At 62.3% G+C, this 20415-nt stretch carries 21 protein-coding genes; 8 read left to right on the forward strand and 13 right to left on the reverse strand.

Features of this window, described 5'->3' with window-relative positions:
* Nucleotides 1-54 precede the first annotated feature (54 nt).
* The 5 genes from IGS61_RS21240 to yacG all read left to right on the forward strand — a co-directional run bounded on the left by IGS61_RS21240 (nt 55) and on the right by yacG (nt 3914).
* Nucleotides 55-1251, forward strand: coding sequence for a type II secretion system F family protein (locus IGS61_RS21240; protein WP_230541461.1), 1197 nt, complete (start codon nt 55-57; stop codon nt 1249-1251).
* Between the two features lie 105 nt (nt 1252-1356).
* On the forward strand, nt 1357-2226 hold the full coding sequence (locus IGS61_RS21245; protein WP_230541462.1) for a prepilin peptidase: 870 nt from the start codon (nt 1357-1359) through the stop codon (nt 2224-2226).
* A 22-nt stretch (nt 2227-2248) separates the two neighbouring features.
* The gene (gene coaE, locus IGS61_RS21250; RefSeq protein ID WP_230541463.1) at nt 2249-2896 is read left to right on the forward strand and encodes a dephospho-CoA kinase; all 648 of its coding nucleotides are present in this window, start codon (nt 2249-2251) and stop codon (nt 2894-2896) included.
* 62 nt (nt 2897-2958) lie between these two features.
* The gene (zapD, locus tag IGS61_RS21255; RefSeq protein ID WP_230541464.1) at nt 2959-3714 is read left to right on the forward strand and encodes a cell division protein ZapD; all 756 of its coding nucleotides are present in this window, start codon (nt 2959-2961) and stop codon (nt 3712-3714) included.
* Nucleotides 3715-3725: 11 nt separating this feature from the next.
* Nucleotides 3726-3914, forward strand: a complete 189-nt coding sequence (gene yacG, locus IGS61_RS21260) for a DNA gyrase inhibitor YacG (RefSeq protein WP_101483945.1) — start codon at nt 3726-3728, stop codon at nt 3912-3914.
* Between the two features lie 13 nt (nt 3915-3927).
* Here the strand turns inward: yacG and IGS61_RS21265 are convergent, their stop codons facing one another.
* From IGS61_RS21265 to argJ, 5 genes are all read right to left on the reverse strand, one after another.
* The gene (locus tag IGS61_RS21265; RefSeq protein WP_230541465.1) at nt 3928-4347 is read right to left on the reverse strand and encodes a PIN domain-containing protein; all 420 of its coding nucleotides are present in this window, start codon (nt 4345-4347) and stop codon (nt 3928-3930) included.
* A gap of 6 nt (nt 4348-4353) precedes the next feature.
* The gene (locus IGS61_RS21270) at nt 4354-4563 is read right to left on the reverse strand and encodes a FitA-like ribbon-helix-helix domain-containing protein (RefSeq protein ID WP_230541466.1); all 210 of its coding nucleotides are present in this window, start codon (nt 4561-4563) and stop codon (nt 4354-4356) included.
* Between the two features lie 119 nt (nt 4564-4682).
* Nucleotides 4683-5102 (reverse strand): NUDIX domain-containing protein, encoded by a 420-nt coding sequence (locus tag IGS61_RS21275; protein WP_230541467.1) that lies wholly within the window; start codon nt 5100-5102, stop codon nt 4683-4685.
* Nucleotides 5099-5980, reverse strand: a complete 882-nt coding sequence (locus IGS61_RS21280; RefSeq protein ID WP_230541468.1) for an ATP-binding protein — start codon at nt 5978-5980, stop codon at nt 5099-5101. The genes IGS61_RS21275 and IGS61_RS21280 overlap by 4 nt, the downstream gene beginning before the upstream one ends.
* Nucleotides 5977-7215 (reverse strand): bifunctional glutamate N-acetyltransferase/amino-acid acetyltransferase ArgJ, encoded by a 1239-nt coding sequence (argJ, locus tag IGS61_RS21285; RefSeq protein WP_230541469.1) that lies wholly within the window; start codon nt 7213-7215, stop codon nt 5977-5979. The genes IGS61_RS21280 and argJ overlap by 4 nt, the downstream gene beginning before the upstream one ends.
* Nucleotides 7216-7545: 330 nt before the next feature.
* Here argJ and IGS61_RS21290 point away from each other — a divergent pair, with 330 nt between their 5' ends.
* Complete coding sequence (locus tag IGS61_RS21290; RefSeq protein ID WP_230541470.1) at nt 7546-8763, forward strand: alpha/beta hydrolase; 1218 nt, start codon at nt 7546-7548, stop codon at nt 8761-8763.
* Between the two features lie 73 nt (nt 8764-8836).
* Here the strand turns inward: IGS61_RS21290 and secA are convergent, their stop codons facing one another.
* On the reverse strand, nt 8837-11605 hold the full coding sequence (gene secA, locus IGS61_RS21300; RefSeq protein ID WP_329958081.1) for a preprotein translocase subunit SecA: 2769 nt from the start codon (nt 11603-11605) through the stop codon (nt 8837-8839).
* 279 nt (nt 11606-11884) lie between these two features.
* On the opposite strand from secA, the gene IGS61_RS21305 reads away from it, so the two are divergent.
* A complete protein-coding gene (locus IGS61_RS21305; RefSeq protein WP_230541471.1) occupies nt 11885-12394 on the forward strand; it encodes a DciA family protein in 510 nt (169 codons plus the stop codon).
* Between the two features lie 140 nt (nt 12395-12534).
* Here IGS61_RS21305 and lpxC read toward each other — a convergent pair whose 3' ends face one another.
* The 3 genes from lpxC to IGS61_RS21320 all read right to left on the reverse strand — a co-directional run bounded on the left by lpxC (nt 12535) and on the right by IGS61_RS21320 (nt 15322).
* Nucleotides 12535-13470, reverse strand: a complete 936-nt coding sequence (lpxC, locus tag IGS61_RS21310) for a UDP-3-O-acyl-N-acetylglucosamine deacetylase (RefSeq protein ID WP_230541472.1) — start codon at nt 13468-13470, stop codon at nt 12535-12537.
* A 75-nt stretch (nt 13471-13545) separates the two neighbouring features.
* On the reverse strand, nt 13546-14388 hold the full coding sequence (locus tag IGS61_RS21315) for a DMT family transporter (protein ID WP_230541641.1): 843 nt from the start codon (nt 14386-14388) through the stop codon (nt 13546-13548).
* 160 nt (nt 14389-14548) lie between these two features.
* Complete coding sequence (locus IGS61_RS21320; protein ID WP_230541473.1) at nt 14549-15322, reverse strand: helix-turn-helix transcriptional regulator; 774 nt, start codon at nt 15320-15322, stop codon at nt 14549-14551.
* A gap of 104 nt (nt 15323-15426) precedes the next feature.
* Between IGS61_RS21320 and IGS61_RS21325 the strand changes: the two genes are divergently transcribed.
* Nucleotides 15427-16194 (forward strand): class I SAM-dependent methyltransferase, encoded by a 768-nt coding sequence (locus tag IGS61_RS21325; protein ID WP_230541474.1) that lies wholly within the window; start codon nt 15427-15429, stop codon nt 16192-16194.
* 40 nt (nt 16195-16234) lie between these two features.
* On the opposite strand, the gene IGS61_RS21330 is transcribed toward IGS61_RS21325, so the two are convergent.
* The 4 genes from IGS61_RS21330 to IGS61_RS21345 all read right to left on the reverse strand — a co-directional run bounded on the left by IGS61_RS21330 (nt 16235) and on the right by IGS61_RS21345 (nt 20415).
* On the reverse strand, nt 16235-16741 hold the full coding sequence (locus IGS61_RS21330; protein ID WP_230541475.1) for a peroxiredoxin: 507 nt from the start codon (nt 16739-16741) through the stop codon (nt 16235-16237).
* Between the two features lie 223 nt (nt 16742-16964).
* A complete protein-coding gene (ftsZ, locus tag IGS61_RS21335; protein ID WP_034748865.1) occupies nt 16965-18173 on the reverse strand; it encodes a cell division protein FtsZ in 1209 nt (402 codons plus the stop codon).
* 154 nt (nt 18174-18327) lie between these two features.
* Entirely contained in the window at nt 18328-19560 is a 1233-nt protein-coding gene (gene ftsA / locus IGS61_RS21340; RefSeq protein ID WP_010394955.1) for a cell division protein FtsA, read from the reverse strand.
* Between the two features lie 42 nt (nt 19561-19602).
* Nucleotides 19603-20415 carry a cell division protein FtsQ/DivIB gene (locus IGS61_RS21345; RefSeq protein ID WP_230541476.1) on the reverse strand — a complete coding sequence of 271 codons (813 nt, stop codon included), beginning with the start codon at nt 20413-20415 and terminating at the stop codon, nt 19603-19605.

A 20415-nucleotide genomic window follows, 5' to 3' on the forward strand; every position in this document is an offset into this window, starting at 1 on the left:
CAGTACGGCTGGTACTCTTGCCTGACGCTGCTACCGTGACGGCAGGAGGTGCACATGGCGGCCGAGCGGCGCTTTGCATGGAAGGGCACGGATCGCCATGGCAAGGCGGCCGAAGGCGTCTTGCGCGCCGCCGATGCCGGCGCGGCGACGCTCGCGCTACGCCGCCAGGGCATCCTGGCCACCCGTGTGCGGGCTGCGCGCAGCGCGCCGGGCAAGGCCATCACGCGCAAGGATATCGCCCTGTTCACACGCCAGCTGTCGACCATGATGGCGGCCGGCGTGCCGCTGCTGCACGCCTTCGACATCGCCGGCAAGGGCCACGCCAAACCGGCCGTCACCGAGCTGATGCGCGACTTGCGCCACGACATCGAAGCGGGCAGCAGCCTGCAGCAGGCGTTCCGCCAGTTCCCGCTGCTGTTTGACGAGCTGTATTGCAAGCTGCTGGCGGCAGGCGAACAGGCCGGCATCGTGCAGGACTTGCTGGCGCGCCTGGCCACGCACCAGGAAAAGGCCATCGCTCTGCGGCGGAAGGTGCGCGGCGCGCTGATGTATCCGCTGGTCATCGTGCTCGTCGCCATCGTCGTCACGGCCATCATCATGAGCGTGGTCGTGCCCGCCTTTCGCCAGGTCTTCGACAGCTTCGGCGCACCGTTGCCGCTGCCTACCCTGCTCGTCATGGGCGCGTCCGCCTTCCTGGTCCATTACTGGCTGGCTCTGTTGGCGGCGCTCGTGCTCGCTTGCGTGCTGCTGCACCTGGCCTGGCGCCGCTGGCCCGCCTGGCGGCGCAACACGCAACTGCGGGCACTGCGCCTGCCCGTGTTCGGCCCGCTCCAGCGCAAAGCGGCGATCGCCCGCTGGACGCGCACCCTGGCTGCCATGTTCGCCGCCGGCGTGCCGCTGCTCGATTCGCTCGGCCTGGTGGGCGCCGCCGCCGGCCACGCGCTGTACCAGGAAGCGACGACAAGCATCGAACGGGAAATCCGCGCCGGCGGCAGCCTGGCGCTGGCCATGGAGCACAGCGGCGTATTTCCCCCGCTGCTGACGCAACTGGCCCTGATCGGCGAGGAATCGGGCGCGCTCGACGCCATGCTGTCGCGCGCGGCAGATATCATCGAGGCCGATATCGATGCCACCGTGGCCACCCTTGCCACGCTGCTGGAGCCGGCGCTGATGGTGGTGCTGGGCGTGCTGGTCGGCTCCCTCGTGATCGCCTTGTATTTGCCGATTTTCAAGCTGGGCGCCGTGATTTGAAGACATGTCGACGCAAAACGTCCCCATGCGCCGGCGGATGTTTTACACTGCTGCAGTGCCAAGCAATGTTTGCGCGGCACATTCATCCCCTCAGACAAGTTCACCATGCTGCAAGATACCCTGCTGTTCGCCGCGCCCGGCAATCTTCCCGTCGCCCTCGTCGCCGCCCTGTTCGGCCTGATCGTCGGCAGTTTTCTGAATGTGGTGATCCACCGCGTGCCAAAAATGATGCAGCGCGACTCCGATAACTACGTGGCGGAGGAAAGCGGCTTGCCCCTGCCGCACACGGACCGCTACAACCTGATGCTGCCGCACTCGAACTGCACCGCCTGCGGCCACCGCATCACGGCCATGGAAAACATCCCCGTCCTCAGCTACCTGCTGCTGCGTGGCAAATGCAGCGCCTGCAAGGCGCCGATCTCCGCGCGTTACCCGCTGGTGGAATTATTGACGGGCGCGCTGTCGGCCCTGTTGATCTGGCACTTCGGCAGCGGCTGGACGGGCCTGGCGACGCTGGTGTTTGCCTGGCTGCTGATCGCCATGACCTTCATCGATGCCGATACGCAAATGCTGCCGGACGACCTCACCTTCCCCCTGCTGTGGGCGGGTTTGCTGGTCAATATCAACGGCACCTTCGTGCCGCTGCAGGACGCCGTCATCGGCGCGGCCGCCGGCTACCTGGCCCTGTGGGCCGTGTACTGGGCCTTCAAGCTGGCGACAGGCAAGGAGGGAATGGGCTATGGTGACTTCAAATTGCTGGCGGCGCTAGGTGCGTGGCTGGGCTGGACCATGTTGCCGACGATCATATTATTGTCGTCGCTGGTGGGCGCCGTGGTCGGCATTGGCCTGATCGTGTTTGCCAAGCGGGGGCGCGACAAACCGATTCCCTTCGGTCCCTACCTGGCGGCGGCGGGCCTGATCGCGCTGCTGTACGGCACGCCCCTGTCGCGGCTCACGCTGGGCCTGACCGGCTGACCGGCCCCTTATGGATACACACATGCAATTACACAACGCCCCCTATTTCAGCATCGGACTCACCGGCGGCATCGGCTGCGGCAAGAGCACGGTGGCCGACCTGTTTGCCGCGCGCGGCGCCTCCATCGTCGATACCGACCAGATCGCCCACAGCCTGACGGCGCCGCATGGCGCGGCCATGCCAGCCCTGGTGGCGGAATTCGGCCCCGACTACGCGGATGCGCGCGGCGCCCTCGACCGCACCAAAATGCGCAACCTCGTGTTTTCCGACGCCGCCGCCAAGGCCAGACTGGAAGCCATCCTGCACCCGCGCATCCGCCAGGCCACCCTGGAGGCGGCCGCCGCAGCAACGGGCAGCTATGTGATCTTTGCCGTGCCCCTGCTGGTCGAGTCCGGCGGTTGGGTGGAACGGGTCAACCGCGTGCTGGTCATCGATTGCGAGGAAAGTTTGCAAATATCGCGTGTGATGGCGCGCAATGGCTTATCGGAAGAACAAGTCAAGGCCATCATGGCCACGCAGGCCACGCGCGCCATGCGCCTCGCGGCAGCGGACGATGTGATCGACAATAATGGCGATTTGGCTGCCCTGGCGCCGCAGATTGCCCAGTTGCACGATTTATATCTGGCATTTTCAAAAAGAATGGCTGGAATCGGGTCGCAACGTTTGTAATTTGTCGACGCTTGGTTCAAAATCACGGGATTGTTTGCAGGTCCTTACTTAAGGGAATTATTTTGATTGTCTACGAATACCCTTTCAACGAACGCATACGTACCTTGTTGCGGCTGGAAGACCTGTACGACAAATTCAAGTTCTTCATCCAGCAAGAGCATGCAATGCAGCACCATGTTGCCTTGGCAACCATTTTCGACATGCTCGAAGTGGCGGGCCGCGCCGACCTGAAGTCCGACCTGCTGCAGGAACTCGAGCGCCAGCGCCAGAGCCTGCTGGGCTACCGCAGCAATCCGAATGTAGAACCGGAAACCCTCGATGCCATCCTCGGTGAACTCGACAGCGTCAGCGGCGCCCTGGTGGCGGCGCAAGGCAAGACGGGCCAGAATATCCGCGACAATGAATGGCTGATGAGCATCCGCGGCCGCACCATCATCCCGGGCGGCGCCTGCGAATTCGACTTGCCGTCCTACTTTGCCTGGCAAAAACGCAGCTGCGAGCAGCGCCTGGCCGATATCCACGCCTGGTTCGCCCCGCTGGCACCGCTGTTCGATGCGCTGGCCCTCGTCTTGCGCCTGCTGCGCGATTCCGGCGGCCCCGTGAAACTGATCGCCAATGGCGGCAGCTACCAGCAAATGCTGCAAGGCAAGGTGTACCAGATGCTGCGCCTGAGTCTGGATGAAAACAGCGGCGCCATCCCGGAAATTTCCGCCAATAAATATATGCTGTGGGTGCGCTTCACCACCCAGGGCGGCGACTTGAAACCCAAGCCGCTGGAAGACGATGTACCATTCGAGCTCACGCTCTGTAATTTTTAACTGTAATCGCCATGACCGTCGTTAACTGCCCTACCTGTGCCGCCAAAGTCGAATGGACTGAAGCCAACAAATTCCGCCCCTTCTGCTCGGAACGCTGCAAGCAGATCGACCTGGGTGCCTGGGCCGAAGAGAAATACACGATCCCCGCCGCCGATCCGTTCGAAGATCCATTGGCAGACGAAGACAACAAGCCGCAGTAAGCCGCAATTAGCTTCAATTAAACGGATTTTCCAGGCGCAGCCCCTGCATCAAGAAGCTAGCAAGCCGTCCACTGACCACCGTCAAGCCATAGGCGATGCCCATCGCCGCAATCTGCCTGTCCACGCCCGGCACTTGGCTACGGCCAGCATGCAGGCGGGCGCACACGAGCGCGCAATCGAGATCGAATTCCAGCAGGCGGGGCGCATACTCTGCCAGCACAGCCTCCAGCCAGCCTTCCAGGGCCAGTGCTTCCAGCGCCGCTTCGCGCCGCCAGCTGCACTGTATGCCTGCGCGCAACTCGGCGATCACTTGCACCGGCACGTAACGCTCTTCCGGGGCGATCCGCTCGAAAATGGCGGCCACGCCCGCCGGCGCAGCGCTGCCTTTCCGCGCAGCAACGATCACATCCGTATCAAGCAGGTAGCCGGGCATGGCGCGTCAGGAGCGGCGTTCGAAATCCGTGTCGAATCCCACGTCCGGCATGGCGCGCAAGATGTCGTCGAGCGGCCGCTTCGGCAACGGCCGCAGGGCGCTGCGCAGGATGTCGCGGTGCTCTTCCTCGATGCTGCGCCCATGGGCGCGCGCACGCTTATGCAGCGCCGCGAGCAGCAATTCATCGATATCGGTGAAGGTCAGGGTCAGCGCCATGCGAGTTCCCCCAGTGCGTCATGAGAGCACTGTAGCGCAAAACACCGGCGATGCAAGGGAAGGACGAAACAGGCTTGCGCCAGCGCAGCACAGGGGCGGCATACCGGCGCAAGTCATGCTCAGGCAGCCAGCGATTCCCGGCGTACCTCGTCGAGCCATTCCAGCAGAGGAATGGTGGCGGGCAGCAAAGGTTCCACGCCCACCGTGCCCTGCCAGGCGAACGCCTGCCCTTCCAGGCTTTGCGGCTCGCCCCGCCATTCGCGGCTGATATAGAAATGCAGGCGCACATGGGCGTGCGGATACACATATTCGACGCCGCACCAGGCTTCGGCGCTGTCGATGTATAAACCCAGCTCCTCGACAAACTCGCGTTTCAAGGCATCCAAAATGGCTTCACCCGGTTCGACTTTACCGCCAGGAAATTCCCAATAGCCATCATACGGCTTGCCGGCCGGGCGCTGGCCCAGCAGGACGTCGCCGTTCGGCTTCATGAGGATGCCGACGGCGACGTCCACCGGTGTCACTTTCACTTCGCTCATTGCGGCAACTTTCCCGCAGGTAGTTTCCCAGCATAATCGCGCGCAAATTGCCAGGCGACACGGCCCGAACGGGAACCGCGCTGCAAGGCCCAGCGCAGGGCATCGCCGCGCGCTTGCCCGATCTGCTCCGGCGTGCAGCCGAACGAGGCCAGCCAGTGGGCCGCGATATCGAGGTAGTCATCCTGCTTGAACGGATAGAACGACAGCCACAGGCCGAAGCGCTCGGACAGCGAGATTTTCTCTTCCACCGTCTCGCCCGGATGCAAATCGCCATCGTCGTCCGTCTTGTAGCTGGTGTTGTCCGACATGCGTTCCGGCATCAGGTGACGGCGGTTCGAGGTGGCGTAGATCAGCACATTGTCCGATTGCGCGGCGATGCTGCCGTCGAGCGCCACTTTCAGCGCCTTGTAGCCGCTTTCGCCCTCTTCGAACGACAGATCGTCGCAAAAGATGATGAAGCGCTCGGGGCGCGCCGCCACAAGGTCGACGATGTCGGGCAAGTCGGCAAGATCTGCTTTATCCACTTCGATCAGGCGCAAGCCCTGGCCGGCAAACTGGTTCAGGCAGGCCTTGATCAGCGACGACTTGCCCGTGCCGCGCGCGCCCGTCAGCAGCACGTTGTTGGCGGGACGGCTGGCGACGAACTGGCGCGTGTTCTGCTCGATCTGCGCCTTTTGCGTGCCGATGTTGTGCAAGTCATCCAACGCGATGTTTGACACGTGCGCCACCGCCTGCAGATGGCTGGCGGCGCCCTGGCGCCGGCGCCAGCGGAAGGCAAAGCTGTTCCAGTCGGTCGCCGGCAAGGCCGGCGGCAAGATCGACTCCAGGCGCGCCAGTACCCGCTCGGCGCGGATCAGGAATTGATCGAGGGCGGTCATGAGCGGTAGTCGGCGTTGATCGACACGTAGTCATGCGACAAGTCGCACGTCCACAATGTGGCCGTAGCATCGCCGCGCGCCAGTTTCACGCGGATGGTGATTTCGCTTTGCTGCATCACGCGCTGGCCATCCTGTTCCTGGTAATCGGGGTTGCGGCCGCCGTTCTTGGCCACCCACACGTCGTCCAGGTACAAATTCAATTGACCCACGTCAAGGTCGTCCACGCCCGCATAGCCGATGGCGGCCAGGATGCGGCCCAGGTTCGGGTCGGAGGCGAAGAAGGCCGTTTTCACCAGCGGCGAATGGGCGATGGAATAGGCGATCTTGCGGCATTCTTCCACGTTGCGGCCGTCTTCCACGGTCACGGTCATGAACTTGGTGGCGCCTTCGCCGTCGCGCACGATGGCTTGCGCGAGAAAAGTAGACAGTTCGGTGACGGCAGCGGCCAGTTCAGCGTAGTGCGGCGAATCGATGGAATCGATGACCAGGCTGCCGGCACCCGTGGCCACCAGCATGAACGAGTCATTCGTGGACGTATCGCCGTCGATGGTGATGCAGTTGAACGACTTGTCGGCCGCCTGTTTCACCAACTGGTCCAGCACGGGCTGGGCTACGGTGGCGTCGAATGCGAGGAAACCCAGCATGGTGGCCATGTTCGGCTTGATCATGCCGGCGCCCTTGCTGATGCCCGTCAGGGTGACCGCATGGCCGCCGATGGTGACGGTGCGCGAGCCCGCTTTCGGCTGCGTGTCGGTGGTCATGATGGCTTCCGCGGCCGAAAACCAGTTATCAGGCGTCAACGCGGCCACGGCTTGCGGCAAGCCGGCCACCAGGCGCTGCACGGGCAAGGGTTCCAGGATCACGCCGGTGGAAAACGGCAGGATTTGCTGCGGCGTGCAGCCCAGCAGCTCGGCCAGCGCGGCGCAGCTGGCCTGCGCATCGGCCAGGCCCGATTCGCCCGTGCCCGCATTCGCGTTGCCCGTGTTGACCAGCAACGCGCGGATCGGCGCGGCCCCGGCCGTCACTGCCGCCAGGTTGGCTTTCGAGATTTGCACGGGCGCGGCGCAGAAGCGGTTCAGGGTGAACACGCCGGCCACGGTGGCCGTCGGCGCCAGTTTCAATACCAGCAAATCCTTGCGGTTGGGTTTCTTGATGCCGGCTTCGGCAACACCGATTTCAATGCCGGCGACGGCTTTCAAGTCGGCGGCGACGGGCTTGGGGGAATTGACGGCCATGGTGATTTCTTCTGCGAGGGAAAAGGGAAGCGCTATTGTAGCGCCTTCGCGGCGCGGGTGAACATGCGGCAAGGGAATAGTCGCGACGGCCCCGGCTGCGGCGAGAGGGGCCGCCAGCGTGGCCAGGCTTGCGATTTATCAAAACGCTGCCTGCCTGGCGGGGCTAAGGTATGGGAATGGACGATGGCGAGACTTGCAATCGCGCCGTCCAGGGAGGGTGTCATGGTGCAGGGCCAGTCAAACCGGATGCAGCGCAGCGATGCGGGTCGGTCATGCCTGTTGCACCTGTTATGCCTGTTTTGTCTGCTAGCGTGGTTGACGGCTTGTACGGTGCCAGATGGCGCGACGCAGCACATAGGCGACGACTCGATCGGACAGGCCTCTGAAGCGCACCCAGCGGCTGCAGTTCCGCCGCCTCCCAAGGTACCGCGGCCAGCACCCACCAGTCCGTGGAGCAGCGCATGGTCGGGCACGGGCGGCCTGCTCGGCAACCTCGGCAATCTGGTCGGCAGCACGGGCAGCGGCGGCACGCCGAGGTACGGCAACGATGCGCCACCGCCCGGCGCCGTGCACGTCACCGTGTATTACGCCACCGACCGGCAATACCAGCCCGGCAGCCACAATTATGGCTGGCAGCCCAACCGTGTGGCGCCCTACCTGAGTTACGGCAGCGTCGTCGTGAGCATCCCGGAGAAAAGAGCGCCGGGCGAGTTGCCGTTGCCGCCCTGGTACGCCATCCTGTCCGGCGACAATGCGCAAAAATATGTGCTGATCAAGGGAAGCACGCGCCTGTCGCGCACGGATTTTCTCGCCACCGTCAAGGCCAGGATACAGGCCGCCCCGGAACGGCACGCCGCCCTCATCTACATCCATGGCTACAGCAACTCATTTGACGACGCCGCCCGGCGCACGGCGCAGATGGCGGTCGACCTCGATATCGGCGCCCTGCCCGTGTTCTACAGCTGGCCGTCGAAAGGCACCTTGGCCGGCTATGAGTTCGATGAAAATGCCGCCGAATGGACGCAGGCACACCTGCAAGCCTTCCTGGCCGACTTCGCGGAGCACTCTTCCGCCACGGATATCTACATCATCGCCCACAGCATGGGCAACCGCCCGATGTCCGTGGCCATGGCCAACCTGCTGGAAAAGCGTCCCGAGCTGCGGCCCCTGTTCAAGCAGGTGGTGCTGGCGGCGCCGGACATCAATGCCGATATCTTCCGCGAGCAGATCGCTCCCCGTTTTGCCAGCCTCAAGCTTCCCGCCACCCTGTACGCGTCCGCGAACGACAAGGCCATGCGGGCTTCCTACAATTTTGCCGACTGGGACAGGATAGGCGACATCCGCGGTCCCGTCGTCAGCATCCCCGGCATGGAAATCATCGATGCCTCGGCCGTCATCATGAATTTCATGGGCCACGATTACTTCGCCAGCAACCGCGTCCTGCTGACCGACATCGCCACCATGATCAAGACGGGCCAGCGGGCAAAAAACCGCGGCGGCTTGAAAGGCATTCCCTCGCAGGCGCCGCAATACTGGGCCTTTCCCTGAGCCGCCGGCCACGTACAGCCGAAAAAAAACGGAGACCGCAGTCTCCGTTCTTGTTCAGGCGGTCAAACAGGCTTTACGCCAGCTTGCCGTGGCAAGCCTTGTACTTCTTGCCGCTGCCGCAAGGGCATGGGTCGTTGCGGCCCACTTTGACGCCCATGCTCACGCTCATGTCGTCGACGTTGTCCATGTTGCCGCCGGCGACAGGCGCCAGCAGCTCTTCCGGCGCCGCGTTCGGGTCGAATTCGGCGTGCTGGTAGTGCACGTTTTCCACGTGCGACTGCTGCATCGCCTGTTCGGCCGCATCGACTTCTTCGCGCGACTGGATGCGTACCGTCATCACGTGTTTCGTGACGTCGTTCTTGATCATGTCGAGCATCTGGCCAAACAGTTCAAACGCTTCGCGCTTGTATTCCTGTTTCGGGTTCTTCTGCGCATAACCGCGCAGGTGAATACCCTGGCGCAGGTGGTCGAGCGCCGCCAGGTGTTCGCGCCAGTGGCTGTCCACGCTTTGCAGCATGACATTGCGCTCGAAGCCGTTGAACGATTCCTTGCCGACGATGTCGATCTTCGACTGGTACACGGCATCGGCCGCGGCCAGCACTTTTTCCAGGATCTCTTCGTCCGTCAAGGTCGAATCGGCTTCCAGCATTTCATGCAGCGGCAAATCGAGTTGCCATTCGCTGGCCAGGGTATTTTCCAGGCCCTTGATATCCCACTGCTCTTCCACCGATTCGTGCGGCACGTACTCGTGCACCAGGTCGGTGAACACGCCGTGGCGCAAGGAAGCGATCATGTCCGAGATGTCGGTCGTTTCCAGCAGCTCATTGCGCTGCTGGTAGATGACCTTGCGCTGGTCGTTGGCGACGTCATCGTATTCCAGCAATTGCTTGCGGATATCGAAGTTGCGCGCTTCCACCTTGCGCTGGGCCGATTCGATCGAACGCGAGACGATGCCTGCCTCGATCGGTTCGCCTTCCGGCATTTTCAGGCGGTCCATCACGGCGCGCACGCGGTCGCCGGCGAAGATGCGCAGCAGCGCGTCGTCGAGCGACAGGTAGAAGCGCGACGAACCGGGATCGCCCTGGCGGCCGGCACGGCCACGCAGCTGATTGTCGACGCGGCGCGATTCGTGGCGTTCGGTGCCGATGATGTGCAAGCCGCCCGCATTGACCACGTGGTCGTGCAGCGACTGCCATTCATCGCGCAAGGTCTGAGACTGGGCGGCCTTGTCGGCATCGCTCAGTTCAGGATTGGCTTCGATGAACTTGATCTGGTTTTCGACGTTGCCGCCCAGCACGATGTCCGTACCGCGACCGGCCATGTTGGTGGCGATGGTGATGGCTTTCGGACGGCCTGCCTGGGCGATGATTTCCGCTTCGCGCGCATGCTGCTTCGCGTTCAGCACGTTATGCGGCAAACCTGCCTTGGTCAGGATGCCCGACAGCAGTTCCGAGTTCTCGATCGAGGTCGTGCCGACCAGTACGGGCTGGCCGCGCTCGTAGCAGTCGCGGATGTCGTTCAACATCGCGTTGTATTTTTCCGCCGACGACTTGTAGACCTGATCCTGGCGGTCCTTGCGCTGCAGCGGACGGTTTTGCGGGATCACGACCGTTTCCAGGCCGTAGATTTCCTGGAATTCGTACGCTTCGGTATCGGCCGTACCGGTCATGCCGGCCAGCTTGGCGTACATGCGGAAGTAGTTCTGGAAGGTGATCGAGGCCAGGGTCTGGTTCTCGTTCTGGATCTTGACGCCTTCTTTCGCTTCGACGGCCTGGTGCAAGCCATCGGACCAGCGGCGGCCCGTCATCAGACGGCCCGTGAATTCATCGACAATCACCACTTCATTGTTCTGCACCACATAGTGCTGATCCTTGAAGTACAGCGCATGCGCGCGCAGGGCCGCATACAGGTGGTGCACGAGGGTGATGTTGGCCGAATCGTATAACGACGCGCCTTCCGGCAGCAGGCCCATTTCCATCAGGATGCCTTCGGCCTTTTCGTGGCCCGCTTCCGTCAGCAGCACCTGGTGCGCTTTTTCATCCTTGGTGTAGTCGCCCGGCACTTCGACCTTGCCCTTGCCGTCCGGCGTTTCTTCGCCGATCTGCAGGGTCAGGCGCGCAGGCACTGCATTGATCTTGTGATACAGGTCCGTATGGTTCTCGGCCTGGCCCGAAATGATCAGCGGCGTACGCGCTTCATCGATCAGGATCGAGTCGACTTCATCGACGATACCGAAGTTCAGGCTGCGCTGCACGCGCTCGCGCGCTTCGTAGACCATGTTATCGCGCAAGAAGTCGAAACCGAATTCATTGTTCGTGCCATATGTGATGTCGGAGTTGTACGCCTGCTGCTTGGCGCTGTGCTCCATCTGCGACATGTTCACGCCCGTCGACAGGCCCAGCCACGCATACAGGCGGCCCATAGTCTCGGCATCGCGCTGCGCCAGGTAATCATTGACGGTGACGATATGCACGCCCTTGCCCGACAAGGCGTTCAGGTAGGCTGGCAAGGTTGCCATCAGGGTCTTGCCTTCGCCCGTGCCCATCTCCGCGATCTTGCCGAAATGCAAAACCATGCCGCCGATCATCTGCACATCGAAATGGCGCATGCGCAGGACGCGCTTGCTGGCCTCGCGGCAAACGGCAAACGCTTCCGGCAACAAGGCATCGAGCGATTCGCCGGCGGCGATGCGTTCCTTGAAGGCAGGCGTTTTCGCTTGCAGCTCGGCATCCGACAGCTTTTCGATGGCCGGCTCGAGCGCATTGATCTCGCGTACCGTTTTTTGGTATTGCTTGAGCAGCCGCTGGTTGCGGCTACCGAAAATCTGGGTCAGTAATGACATGCTTGAATTCTTGAAAAAACGCCGTTAAAAAAAGCTCGGTAGCTGACAGCGAGATAACAATCGCGTGACCGCACGGAGTTCGACTATGGCAAAAGACGATGATTTTATCATGCGTTCCCGCCAAGGTTGGGGTAATGCACCATATAACAATAGCTTAATGACAAACAAATGGCAGAAATTGCGGACATTTTCCATGCTGTAAGGCAATACGGTCGGCCCGCCTGCGCCACACTCGCCGCCGCACTCGTCATGCGCGGGCGAGTGTGCTATGTTTCGGCCATGCGAACTCCCACTTACTCTCCGGCTCCGCGCCGCGGCTACGGCTTTGCCCGTTCAGGCCCGGCCGTGACGGGCGCAACCGATTTTCTGCGCGGCAACGCGACGATGGCCTCCCTGATGCCCACCGTCACGCGCCTGGCCGCCCTGCAAAAAGATTGCGCCAAGGCCTTGCCGGCGATGTTCGAGCATTGCGACATCCTGCAATTCGAGGGCGGCCAACTGGTGCTGGCCACGCCGAACGCGGCGCTGGCGGCCAAGCTCAAACAGCAATTGCCGAAACTGCAAGGGGAGCTGGAAAGAAAGGGCTGGCAGATTTCAGGCATCAAGCTGAAAGTGCAAGTCATCAAGAGCATCGCGCCCATCGTGCATACGCGGGCGCTGGTCTTGCCGGAAAAAGCCATGTCGGCCCTGGAAGAGCTGAGCACGGCCCTGCCGCCATCGAAGCAGAACGAACAGTTGATCGCGGCGCTGCGCAACATGGTGCGCCACCACCGCGAACCAAAAGACTAAGAACACCATGCGGCGTCTTGACACCTCAGAAAACCGTAGCGAGCGGGCCTAGTTCTGGTCAAGAAGCGCAACCGTACGAAGGTACGGTGAGCATCGCAGGCCGGAAATCGGCACGCGCAGTAGGTTTAATGAGGCGTCCCTCAGGTAAGCGACCACTCGCGCTCCATTTGCCGTAAATACGACTGCGGCGCCGCCTCGTTCGTGGCGAACGAGACGATTTCATACGCATCCGGCTGCTCCAGCAGCGCCAGCAGCAGCTGGTTGTTCAGTGCGTGGCCCGATTTATGCGCCGTGTAGTAGGCCAGCAAGGGATGGCCCACCAGGTACAGGTCGCCGATGGCGTCGAGGATTTTATGACGCACGAACTCGTCCTCGTAGCGCAAGCCATCGGCATTCAGGATGCGGTATTCGTCCATGACGATGGCGTTTTCCAGCGAACCGCCACGCGCCAGGCCCATGCCGCGCAAGCTTTCCACGTCCTGCATGAAACCGAAGGTGCGCGCGCGCGCCACGTCGTGCACGTACGAGACGTCGCCGAAATCGACGGAAGCGCGCTGCATCGTGCCATCGACGGCCGGGTGATTGAATTCGATGAAGAAATCGAGCTTGAAACCGTCGTATGGCGACAATCTCGCCCATTTCTCCGCGTCGCCCTTGCCGTGACGCACTTCCACCGGCTTGATGACCTTGATGAATTTCTTCGGCGCTTCCTGCTCTTCCACGCCGGCTTGCTGCAGCAGGTAGACGAAGGACGAGGCGGAACCGTCCATGATGGGAATTTCTTCCGCATTCACGTCGATGTACATATTATCAACACCCAAGCCGGCCGCGGCCGACATCAGATGTTCCACGGTCGAAACCCTGGCGCCATCCTTGATCAGCACGGAAGCCATGCGCGTATCGCCCACCGCCATGGCGCTGGCGGGAAATTCCACGATGGGATCGAGATCGATGCGGCGAAACACGATACCCGTGTCGATCGCGGCAGGACGCAGAATCAGCTCCACCTTGGTGCCAGAATGCAAACCGACACCGATGGTGCGGACCTGTTGTTTGATGGTGCGTTGTTTTAACATCTGTCGATTATATCCAGTTGCCGGATTTTCGTTGTGACGCGGCAGTCTGCGCGTCAGAAAAACCACACCGCGCCATCATGGATGCTCGCTTTCCGCATGCACGGCTTCGCGCCGCACCAGGTAAATGCCGCTGCCGATGATGATGGCCGCGCCGACCAGGGTGTATTCATCGGGCAAGGCGCGCCACAGCACCCAGTCCAGGGCCATGCCCCAGGCCAGGGCCGAGTACTCGAACGGCGCTACGCTGGACGCCTTGCCATGACGAAACGCCTCGGTAATGGCCAGCTGGCCCAGGAAGCCGCTCAGCGACAAGCCCGCCAGCAGCCACCAGTCTTCGTGGCGGATGCCCACCCATTCATGCGCCGACAGGGCCACGCCGCCGCCGGCCATCATCACCATCAGCCAGAAGACCATGCTTTCGCTGGCATCCGTGCGACTCAGGATGCGCCCCGTGACGGCGGAAATGGCGTAACAGGCGGCCGAACCCAGCACGGCCAGGCCAGCCAGCGAAAAGAAGCCCGATCCGTCGGGACGCAGCGCCACCAGCACGCCCAGCAGGCCCACGGCGATGGCGCACCAGCGCGCAAAGTCAACTTTTTCCTTCAGGATAAAAACAGACAGGACCGTGATGATCAGGGGGGCAACGAAGAACAGCGCATACGTCTCGGCCAGCGACATGCGCTTCAAGCCGTAGGCGAACAGGGTAATCATCAGCACGCCCAGCGCGCCGCGCAGCAAATGCAGCGGCCAGCGCACCTTCATCACATTGTTAAACGCGCCGCGGTACAGCAGGTACAGGCAGACGAGCGGCAAGGACGACAGGGCGCGCAAGGCCGTCACCTGCATGGGCGGATAATGGGCAGACAACAGCTTCATGGCCGTGTCCATCAAAGAAAACATGGCGACGGCGACCAGCATCACATAGATGCTGCGCAGGTTGGGATTGCGGGGTAACAGGACAGACTCCTGGCGAAAAAACGGGACCGTCATCATGGCGACGGCCGGAGCCAGGACAGCACGGTCTGGAAAGGCAGGGCCATGCTGTCCGCCCGATTATAGCAAGCGCGGCTGTTTTTCCTTATGACACAGGCAACAGCATCACCAGCTTCAGCTCATGCTGGCGTGCCAGGTGCAGGGTGACCTGGTTGAAGCCTAGCGCGCCCTGTTGCGCATGCTGGAAGCGGCGCAAGCCCCCGTCGCGGCCCTGCACCTGCTGCGCGCCCCACCACAGGCGAAATTCAGGGCTGGCCTCGGCCAGTTCCGCGATCAGGCCAGCCAGCGGCGCCTGGTCCGCCTGGCGGCCGATATCGGCACGAAACTCCGCCACCAATCGCTGCGCCCGCTCCGGCCAGCCGACGATCAGCTCGCGCGCGCCAGGTTCCAGGAACATGAAGCGCAGCTGGTTCGGCGCGTCCCCGTCGCCATGCAGCCAGCCCATGAACAAGCTGGACGCGGCACCATTCCACGCCACGGCGTTCCATTCGCGGTCGAGGATGTATGCGGGCGCGTCGATGGCGGCGACGATGGCGGCCAGCTCGGCGCTGGCAGGCCCGCCACCCTCGCCTGTGCCATGGCTGGGGTCATGCTTGTCGGCCACCTCGAACAGATAGGCGCGCTCGGCCGTGCTCAGTTGCAGCACCTGCGCCAGACGCGCCAGCATCTTGGCCGACGCCGACACGGGCCGCCCCTGCTCCAGCCACGTCAGCCACGTGGGACTGACATCGCACAGCTGCGCCAGTTCCTCGCGCCGCAAACCCGGCGTGCGCCGGCGTCCGCCACCGGGCAAGCCAGCCATGGCGGGGGTAACGGCTTCGCGCCGCGCGCGGATGAATTCAGCGAGCTTATTCGACATAAGATGCCTGCATGGTAGTAGATATACCAGTATAAGTTATGGTCTTGTTACAGGATAATTTTATCCTTATTCTGCAGGAACTCACCCATCAACAGGAGAAAACCATGCAGCAGCACGATGTCGTTACCGAACAGTTTGGCAAGACGGCGAATGCCTACCTGAGCAGCGCGGTGCACGCGCAAGGGGCCGACCTGGTGCTGATGCAGGAATGCGCGCGCCGCCACGGCAAGCCGGTGGTACTGGATCTGGGCTGCGGCGCCGGCCACGCCAGCTTCGCCGTCGCTCCTGTGGCGCAATCGGTCGTCGCCTACGACCTGGCGCAGCCCATGCTCGACGTCGTCGACTGCGCCAGGGTGCAGCGCGGCTTGCACAATATCCGCACGCAGCAGGGCGACGTGGCGCGCCTGCCGTTTGCCGATGCCAGCTTCGACATGGTCGTCACGCGCTTTTCCGCCCACCACTGGAACGACGTGGCCGCTGCCCTGGCGGAAGCCTGGCGCGTGCTGCGCCCGAACGGCACGTTATTAGTGGTCGATATCGTCGCGCCGAAAACGGCCCTGTACGACAGCACCTTGCAGGCGGTGGAAATGCTGCGCGACGCATCCCACGTGCGCGACTACCGTACCTGCGAATGGGGTGCCAAGTTCGACAACGCGGGCTTTACGCACAGCTTGCGCAGCGTGTGGAAGCTGACGATGCAGTTCGACGAGTGGGTGGCGCGCATGCGCACGCCGCACGAAAGAGTGGCGGCCATCCGCAACCTGTTCGATGGCGCGCCCGAGGAAGCGCGCCGCTACTTCGCGCTGCAGGACGACTATTCGTTCAGCATCGATGCGGCCATGTTCGAGGCGACGAAACCGTCGGTGCAATAAAAAAACGGCGCCGATGGCGCCGTTTTTATTGCGTATCTGCTTAGGCCAGCTGGCTCAGCAGCGTCTCCGCATTCGACACTTCAAACTTGCCGCCCTGCTCGATGTTCAATTGCGTCACGACGCCATTGTCGACCAGCATCGAGTAGCGCTGCGAGCGCGTGCCCATGCCGAACTTGGAGAAATCGGCGTCCAGGCCCAGGGCCTTGCTGTAGGCGGCATTGCCGTCAGCCATCATGCGTACGATGCCGGTGGCTTTCTGGTCGCGGCCCCAGGCGCCCATCACGAACGCGTCGTTGACGGAGATGCACCAGATTTCATCGACGCCCGCCGCTTTCAGGTCGGCGGCGTGCTGGACGTAGCCTGGCACGTGCTGTGCGGAGCAGGTCGGGGTATACGCGCCTGGCAGGCCGAAAATGGCGATCTTCTTGCCCTTGACCAGGTCTTGCACGTTGAACGTGTTCGGGCCCAGTGCGCAACCTTCGGTTTCGCTTTCGATGAATTCGGCCAGGGTGCCTTCTGGCAGGGTGTCGCCGATCTTGATGGTCATGTTGACTCCTTGTGTACTGTCGGTTAAGGGCGCCGCCCGCTCCATGGAGCGGGCGGCGCCCATGATCTGGTTCTGCCGGCATGATGCCGACACTGCGCGATAGTATGCCTGACTTGCCGTATTTGTGCAGAAAACGGCCGGAAAGGCAAAGTCAAAAGTCAAAAAACGGCAAAAAAAACGGCGGCCCTCAGGCCGCCGTCATGCTTGCAAACATCAGATCACCTTAGTCGGCTTGCTTGCGCAGGAAGGCAGGAATGTCGTAGGTTTCCATGCCATTCTTTTCCATCGCGCGCACTTGCTCGGAAGCCGATTCGCGGCGCCATACGGCTGGTGCCTTCATGCCGTCGAAACCGGCTGCCGGCGTGGCTACGCCGACCGTCGTCGTCGCCGCTTGCGCGCTACCCATGGCAGCCGATGGGGTCAGCGGGCTGTTGTGGGTGCCGGTACGCAACACTTGCTGCGGTACCAGCTGGATGTTTTTCTTCGCGCGGCCCAGGCCCGTGGCCACCACGGTGACGCGGATGTCGTCGCCCATGGCGTCGTCGTAGGCGATACCTTGCGCGATCGACGCGTCCGGCGCGGCAAACGCGCGCACGGCAGCCATGACTTCCTTGATCTCCTTACCCTTCAAGCCACGGCTGGCCGTGACGTTGACCAGCACGCCGCGCGCGCCCGACAGGTCGATGCCGTCCAGCAGCGGCGAAGCGACAGCCTGTTCGGCGGCGATGCGCGCGCGGTCGACGCCGGAAGCGGTCGCTGTGCCCATCATGGCCTTGCCCTGCTCGCCCATGATGGTTTTCACGTCGTTGAAGTCGACGTTGATATGGCCCGGCACGTTGATGATCTCGGCGATGCCGGCCACCGCGTTGTTGAGCACATCATCGGCGTGCTGCATCCATTCCAGCATGCTTTCGTCTTCGTAGATCTCTTCCAGCTTCTCGTTGAGGATGATGATCAGCGAATCGACGTGCAGGGACAGCTGCTCCAGACCTTCGTCGGCGATGTCCATGCACTTCTGGCCTTCGTACGAGAACGGTTTCGATACCACGGCCACCGTCAGCGCGCCCAGTTCCTTGGCCACTTCGGCCACGATAGGAGCGGCGCCCGTGCCCGTGCCGCCGCCCATGCCGGCAGCGATGAAGACCATGTGCGCGCCACGCAGCGAATCGGCGATGCGCGTGCGCGACTCTTCCGCCAGCTGGCGGCCGACGGCAGGCTTCATGCCGGCACCCAGACCGGTATCGCCGATCTGGATGATGTTATGGGCCTTCGATGTCGACAGGGCCTGTGCGTCGGTGTTGGCGGCAATGAACTCCACACCCGACATGCCTTTGTTGATCATGTGTTGGACTGCATTGCCACCCGCACCGCCGACGCCGACGACCTTGATGACGGTACCTAAAGCTGTGTTATCGACCATATCGAACTCCATGATGTGCTCCTATCAGATGCGGTTTCCAAGCGCCAGGCCTCATATTGGTAGGAGAACTGGAGATTGAAAACTGCGGTTAAATATAAAATAAAATTATGTGTGTGTACCTGCGATGCTGCCAAAAAACCTGACCTGCCGGGCCTGAAGCACGCCCTTAAAAATTCCCCAAAAACCATTCCTTCATGCGCTGCCAGACCGCCTTCACCGAACCGTCCTGACGCGTCACGATGTGGCCGCGCAGGTATTGCTTCTTCGCTTCCAGCAGCAGGCCCAATACCGTGGCATAGCGCGGACTGCGCACCACGTCGGCCAGCTGGCCCCGATACTCGGGCGTGCCCAGGCGCGCCGGTTTCAGGAAGATGTCTTCCGCCATTTCCACCATGCCGGGCATGATGGAGGTGCCGCCCGTGAGCACGATGCCCGACGACAGCACGCCTTCATAGCCGGATTCGCGCACCACCTGGTGCACCATCGCGAACAGCTCCTCGACGCGCGGTTCGATCACTGCCGCCAGCGCCTGGCGCGACAGGTTGCGCGGGCCGCGGTCGCCCAGGCCCGGCACTTCCAGCGATTCGCCGGGGTCGGCCAGGACCTGCTTGGCCACGCCATAGCGGATCTTGATTTCTTCCGCTTCCGCGGTCGGGGTACGCAAGGCCATGGCGATGTCGTTGGTGATCTGGTCGCCGGCGATGGGAATGACGGCCGTATGGCGGATCGCGCCATCGGAGAATACCGCCACATCGGTCGTGCCGCCGCCGATGTCGATCAGCACCACGCCCAGTTCCTTCTCGTCCGGCGTGAGCACCGCATCGGCGGACGCCATCGGCTGCAGGATCAGGTCCGACACTTCCAGGCCGCAGCGGCGCACGCACTTGACGATATTCTGCACCGCCGACACGGCGCCGGTGACGATATGCACCTTTACCTCCAGGCGGATGCCGCTCATGCCGATAGGCTCGCGCACATCTTCCTGGCTGTCGACGATGAACTCTTGCGGCACCGTGTGCAGCAATTGCTGATCGGTCGGAATGTTAACCGCTTTTGCCGTCTCGATGACGCGCGCCACGTCGGTCGCCGTCACTTCCTTGTCCTTGATGGCCACCATGCCGCTGGAATTGAAGCTGCGGATATGGCTGCCCGCAATGCCCGCATAGACATTGCGGATCTTGCAGTCGGCCATCAGCTCGGCCTCTTCCAGCGCGCGCTGGATGGACTCCACCGTCGCTTCGATATTGACCACCACGCCTTTTTTCAGGCCCTTCGATTCGTGCTGGCCCAGCCCGATCACTTCGTGGCGCCCGTCGGACATCACTTCGGCTACCACCGCCACCACTTTCGAGGTGCCGATGTCGAGGCCGACGATCAGGTTTTTCGCGTCTTTTGTCATTTCTGTCGCCTACTGTATGGGCTATAAATTAAGATTATTGGATTAAGTCGGTTTTTTAATCGGACTACTGTTTTTCTTCTTCATCACCGGCTTGCCATCCTTGCCTTCGGCCGGTATCACCAGGCCGGCGGAACTGAGCGCCAGGCCATTCTGGTAGCGCATATCGATCGTATCGATATTCTCCAGCCGGCTCGCCAGTTGCGGGTAGATGCCCACCAGCCGGTCCACCCGCGCCTTCAGGGTCGTATGATTCTGCTCGCGTCCCAGCGCAACGCTCATGCCGTTATCCAGTTTCACCGTCCACGCATAGCGGCTCGACAGCGACAGGGTTTCCGGCACCATCTTCAGCGGCGCAAACCACTTTGCCAGCTGCACGTAGGTGGCCAGCACTTCCTTTTCGCTGCCATCCGGTCCCGAAAACGCGGGCAGTTCATGGTCATCCTCGGCCTCGGCCACATTGGCCGTAAACACGTCGCCCTTGACCGACAGCAGGCGTCCATCCTCGCCCCAGGTGCCCAGCGCTTCGTGTTCTTCCAGCGCCACGATCAGCTGGTTCGGCCACTCGCGCCGCACGCTGGCGCGGCGCACCCAGGGCACCGATTCGAACACGCCGCGCACGCTTTCCAGGTTGGTCGTGAAAAAATTGCCCTTGATGCGGCCCAGTGTGCCGCTGCGCAGGGTCAGATAATTCACGTGGCGCAGGCCCTTGTCGTCCGCGCTTTCCACCTTGATCGTGCGCAGGTCGAACATGGGACGCTGCGACACCCACCAGACGCCGGCGGCCACGCACACGACCAGCACCGCGGCCAGCAGGCCGTTGGCAGTCGTATTGAGGCTTTTAGCGTCATGCCACAT

Source organism: Janthinobacterium sp. FW305-129, from assembly GCF_020858115.1.
Taxonomy (GTDB): domain Bacteria; phylum Pseudomonadota; class Gammaproteobacteria; order Burkholderiales; family Burkholderiaceae_D; genus Janthinobacterium.

Excerpts from the sequence above, each read along its gene's own strand:
- IGS61_RS21240 (WP_230541461.1), top strand. The coding sequence starts at position 55 with ATGGCGGCCGAGCGGCGCTTTGCATGGAAGGGCACGGATCGCCATGGC.
- IGS61_RS21245 (WP_230541462.1), top strand. The coding sequence starts at position 1,357 with ATGCTGCAAGATACCCTGCTGTTCGCCGCGCCCGGCAATCTTCCCGTC.
- coaE (WP_230541463.1), top strand. The coding sequence starts at position 2,249 with ATGCAATTACACAACGCCCCCTATTTCAGCATCGGACTCACCGGCGGC.
- yacG (WP_101483945.1), top strand. The coding sequence starts at position 3,726 with ATGACCGTCGTTAACTGCCCTACCTGTGCCGCCAAAGTCGAATGGACT.
- IGS61_RS21265 (WP_230541465.1), bottom strand. The coding sequence starts at position 4,347 with ATGCCCGGCTACCTGCTTGATACGGATGTGATCGTTGCTGCGCGGAAA.
- IGS61_RS21270 (WP_230541466.1), bottom strand. The coding sequence starts at position 4,563 with ATGGCGCTGACCCTGACCTTCACCGATATCGATGAATTGCTGCTCGCG.
- IGS61_RS21275 (WP_230541467.1), bottom strand. The coding sequence starts at position 5,102 with ATGAGCGAAGTGAAAGTGACACCGGTGGACGTCGCCGTCGGCATCCTC.
- IGS61_RS21280 (WP_230541468.1), bottom strand. The coding sequence starts at position 5,980 with ATGACCGCCCTCGATCAATTCCTGATCCGCGCCGAGCGGGTACTGGCG.
- argJ (WP_230541469.1), bottom strand. The coding sequence starts at position 7,215 with ATGGCCGTCAATTCCCCCAAGCCCGTCGCCGCCGACTTGAAAGCCGTC.
- secA (WP_329958081.1), bottom strand. The coding sequence starts at position 11,605 with ATGTCATTACTGACCCAGATTTTCGGTAGCCGCAACCAGCGGCTGCTC.
- IGS61_RS21305 (WP_230541471.1), top strand. The coding sequence starts at position 11,885 with ATGCGAACTCCCACTTACTCTCCGGCTCCGCGCCGCGGCTACGGCTTT.
- lpxC (WP_230541472.1), bottom strand. The coding sequence starts at position 13,470 with ATGTTAAAACAACGCACCATCAAACAACAGGTCCGCACCATCGGTGTC.
- IGS61_RS21315 (WP_230541641.1), bottom strand. The coding sequence starts at position 14,388 with ATGCTGGTCGCCGTCGCCATGTTTTCTTTGATGGACACGGCCATGAAG.
- IGS61_RS21320 (WP_230541473.1), bottom strand. The coding sequence starts at position 15,322 with ATGTCGAATAAGCTCGCTGAATTCATCCGCGCGCGGCGCGAAGCCGTT.
- IGS61_RS21325 (WP_230541474.1), top strand. The coding sequence starts at position 15,427 with ATGCAGCAGCACGATGTCGTTACCGAACAGTTTGGCAAGACGGCGAAT.
- IGS61_RS21330 (WP_230541475.1), bottom strand. The coding sequence starts at position 16,741 with ATGACCATCAAGATCGGCGACACCCTGCCAGAAGGCACCCTGGCCGAA.
- ftsZ (WP_034748865.1), bottom strand. The coding sequence starts at position 18,173 with ATGGAGTTCGATATGGTCGATAACACAGCTTTAGGTACCGTCATCAAG.
- ftsA (WP_010394955.1), bottom strand. The coding sequence starts at position 19,560 with ATGACAAAAGACGCGAAAAACCTGATCGTCGGCCTCGACATCGGCACC.
- IGS61_RS21345 (WP_230541476.1), bottom strand. The coding sequence starts at position 20,415 with ATGTGGCATGACGCTAAAAGCCTCAATACGACTGCCAACGGCCTGCTG.